The 305-nt window shown below is 44.9% G+C and carries 1 protein-coding gene; it reads right to left on the reverse strand.

Going from position 1 to position 305, the window contains the following annotated elements; genetic code table 11:
- On the reverse strand, window positions 1–305 hold a 305-nt coding region (locus tag LBV24_RS15180), incomplete at both ends, for a hypothetical protein (protein ID WP_224479497.1).

A 305-nucleotide genomic window follows, 5' to 3' on the forward strand; every position in this document is an offset into this window, starting at 1 on the left:
ACAACCGCATCGCTTTCGCTAATAGTCACCGTACCACAAGTATCACTACCAGTAGCCACACCAGTGTTGGCAGAAGACTCGTCCTCGGTACACTCTATGGTTACATCGGCAGGCGCTGTAATAGTCGGAGGCGTAGTATCTTCAACTATAATAGTCTGATTTTCAGATACTGAATTACCGCAAGCATCCGTGGCCGTCCAAGTTCTTGTAATCGTTTTGGTATTTCCACAAGCTGTAACTTCACTGTCTGAGAAAGTAACAACAGGAGTTGTACAATCATCTGTAGCAGTTGCAGTTCCAGTATT

The organism is Winogradskyella vincentii (assembly GCF_020166345.1).
Classification (GTDB): domain Bacteria; phylum Bacteroidota; class Bacteroidia; order Flavobacteriales; family Flavobacteriaceae; genus Winogradskyella; species Winogradskyella vincentii.